The organism is Streptomyces calvus (genome assembly GCF_006782915.1).
Lineage (GTDB): Bacteria > Actinomycetota > Actinomycetes > Streptomycetales > Streptomycetaceae > Streptomyces > Streptomyces calvus.
The window spans coordinates 1-2,974 of the sequence record NZ_VCNP01000036.1; the positions used below are offsets into that span (position 1 = coordinate 1).

Sequence of the window (2,974 nt, forward strand, 5' to 3'; positions counted from 1 at the left end):
CCCCACTGCCCGAGCACCTGCTCGCGGTGGCGGGCGCGCAGCGCGAGTTCGCGCAGCCGCGGGGGGGTGGTGGGCGGGAGCCCCGGGTCGCCCCAGCCGACGGCCGGCTCGATCCGGCGGGCGAGCCGGTCGAGGCCCGCGCCGTTCTGGGCCCGTACGGCGGTGCGCAGGTCGTCGGCGCGGACCGGGCGGCCCGCGAGGGCGGCCGTGCGCACGGCGACGTCGGCGGCGCGGCGCAGCTGCCCGGAGTCCAGGCGGTGTGCGGCGACGGCACGGGCGAGCGCCTCGACGCCGCCGGTCGCGGAGCCGCCGGCCGAGTCGCTCATCGAGCCGCCGTCCGAGTCGCTGATCGAGCCGTCGGCCGAGTCGCTGATCGAACCGTCGGCCGAGTCGCTGATCGAGCCGTCGAACGGGCCGTCGCCGGCGGCCCGTTCCAGGGCGTGGCGCCAGCGTGCGGCCTGTCGCTCGGGTGAGGGCGCCGGCACGGTCAGGACGACGGGTGTGTCGGTCGCCCAGGCCGGGTCCCAGCCGACGGTGCCGTGCGTCAGCAGCGGGATTCCCCGCAGTGCCGTGCACAACGTGCGCAGCGTGCGGGCCCGTTCGGCGGGTTCCGCGGGCAGCGCCTGAAGCGGGCCGAGGACGATTCCGGCACCGGTCAGGCGGGCTTCGAGCGCGGCCACCCGCGCCAGCTCCGGTACGTCGCCGGGACGCCGGGCGAGCGCCGCCGCGTCCAGGACGAGCGGGCGCCGTCCGGCCGCGCGCAGCGCCGCGGTGGCCAGGCCCTCGGCGTCGCCGCCCCGGGTGCGCAGGTGGACGAGGCCGGTGCCGGCCGCGGCCGCCGTCCGGTGGACGTCCTCGGGCCCGGCGGTCGGGTCGTCGCGGGCCTCGTCGAGTACGCCGGCGAGCCGGGCGTCGGGCCGCGCGTCGCCCAGGAGGTGCGCGGTGACCCGGTCGGGGACCACCAGGACGCGGGAGAGCGGCGGCCGTTCCGGCTCGGTGACCTCCAGCAGGCCGCGCGCGATCAGCGGGGCCCCGGCGGCGAGGCGGAACCGGGCGGGCGACGCGCCGGCGAGCCCGCACAGTTCCAGGGCGAGTCCGACCGTGGGCCGGCGGCGGGTCAGGTCGTCGTTGAGGTAGCCGTAGAGCCGTTCGAAACGAGCGTCCAGGTCGGGCGCGACCGCGACCAGGAGCAGGTCCAGGTCCAGCGGCGTCAGCCCGAACCGTGCGGCGAGTGCGCCGAGGACGGAACCGGCCGGCGGGTGCCACGGTGCGTGGGCGGGCAGGTCGAGGCCGCCCGGCGTGTCCAGGATGCGGGCCACCGCGTCGGGGGTGAGGTACTGGCCGCGGTACGGGTCGTCGGGGTCGGGGTCGGCGGCCCGCCGGACCGCGACCGCGTGCCGGACCCGCCCTTCGACGGCACGGAGACGGATCCACAGAACATCGGCGTCCCCGTGGACGGCTGCGGCGGAGTCGGCAGAGTCGGCGGCTGCGGCGGAGTCGGCGGCTGCGTCGTCCGCGACGGGTTCCGCGGGGTGCGTCATGGCTGGCGGTCTCCCCGGCGGCGTCGCCGGGCGGGCGCGGCGCCTCGTTCACGCGGGGCGGTGAAGCCCTGCGGGCCCGGGTCGCCGGCCCCGGTGTAGCGCAACCGGCGTCCCGGTTCCGCGTCCCCGCTCTCGTGCCGGGCGGTGGCGCGTACGACGAGCCCTTCGGTGACCGGCGGCGCGGCGGCCGTGGCCGCCCCGGCGAGCGGCGCCCGTACCCGCACCGCGAGCGACGCCTTCAGCTCCCCGCCGAGCGCCGACCACACGTCGGCGGCGGCCGGTGCGTCGGACCCGGCCCCGGCGGTGTCCAGCGACACGGTCAGGCCCAGTTCGGCGAGTGTGCCGGTGAGCAGGCGGGCGGGCAGGGTGTCGGTGGCCACCAGGCAGGCGAGCACCTGCGACAGCAGCCGGTGTTCGTCCTGCGGGCGGCTCGCCCACGCCGTGACCAGGTAGGTCAGCTCGAACCAGCGGGGCGGGGTGCGCCGCGCCACGAGGTGCCCGTCCGCGTCGTACACCTCTCCGGCGCCGCTGCCGCGCCGGGCGGTGTCCTCGCGGATGTCGTACAGGAAGGCGCAGACCGTCGGTGCGCTGCGGCGCGCGGCCCAGTCGCGGGTGGGGGCGTCGAAGACCACCTCGACGCCGGACGTCTCCAGGCCGGACTCGCCGAGGAGTCGGCGCAGCGCCTCGTCGACCTCGTGGATCACCGGCGGGTCACCTCGTCGGGTGGCTGCACGGTGCCGCTGACCACCAGGAAGTCGGTCTTCACCGGGGAGAAACCGGGGCCCCTGGCGGTGATGACGCGCGGCCCGGTCTGGTCCTTGGCGAGGATCAGCAGCTGGCCGATGAACGTGCCGTCCGGTTTCGGCACGGTCGGTGCCGCCGCCGCGGTGATCCCCGGCTTCCAGGCGAACCGCACCGGCACGCCCGGCGGGAAGTCCTTGCCGCGTACGGAGGTGACGAAGCCGGGCTTGCCGACCTCCGGCACCGCGACGATGCGCGGCTGCAGGATGCGCAGCCGCTGCCGGGCGGTGTTGTCGCTCCGGTCGGCGTCCGTGCCGGTGGTGGTGAGGTCGCCGGTGACGCGGCCGGTCAGCGCCTTGTCGGGGCTGAGGACGACCCGGACGACGGTGCTCGCGCCCGGTTCCAGGTCCGGCAGCGCGCACCGCCAGGAGGCGTCGCAGCCCGCCGGCGGACCGCTGTTCGGGATGCCGCCGGGTATCCCGATGCGCAGCCGCAGCCCGGTCGCCAGCGCGTTGCGGCCGTTGCGCACGGTGTACGTCACCACCCCCCGGCCGCCGACGTAGCCGGGGTTCGGCTGGGCGCTGACGCGCACGCCGGGCCCGGCGGCGGGAGGGGGCGGTTCCGGCGGCGGGGTGCCGGGCGGCGGGGTGGTGGGCGGCACGGTGGTGGGCGGCGGGCTGGTCGGCGGCTGC

2 protein-coding genes and 1 pseudogene are annotated in these 2,974 nt (G+C 77.9%); all 3 read right to left on the reverse strand.

Going from position 1 to position 2,974, the window contains the following annotated elements; translation table 11 throughout:
- The coding region (locus tag FGW31_RS16420) for an ATP-binding protein (RefSeq protein ID WP_185907432.1) at positions 1 to 1,541 on the reverse strand (1,541 nt) is incomplete at its 3' end.
- The gene (locus tag FGW31_RS16425; RefSeq protein ID WP_142194183.1) at positions 1,538 to 2,245 is read right to left on the reverse strand and encodes a DUF4255 domain-containing protein; all 708 of its coding nucleotides are present in this window, start codon (positions 2,243 to 2,245) and stop codon (positions 1,538 to 1,540) included. The genes FGW31_RS16425 and FGW31_RS16420, both read right to left, overlap by 4 nt.
- Positions 2,242 to 2,974 (reverse strand): annotated as a pseudogene (locus tag FGW31_RS16430) (hypothetical protein); the annotation flags it as partial. The gene FGW31_RS16425 and the pseudogene FGW31_RS16430, both read right to left, overlap by 4 nt.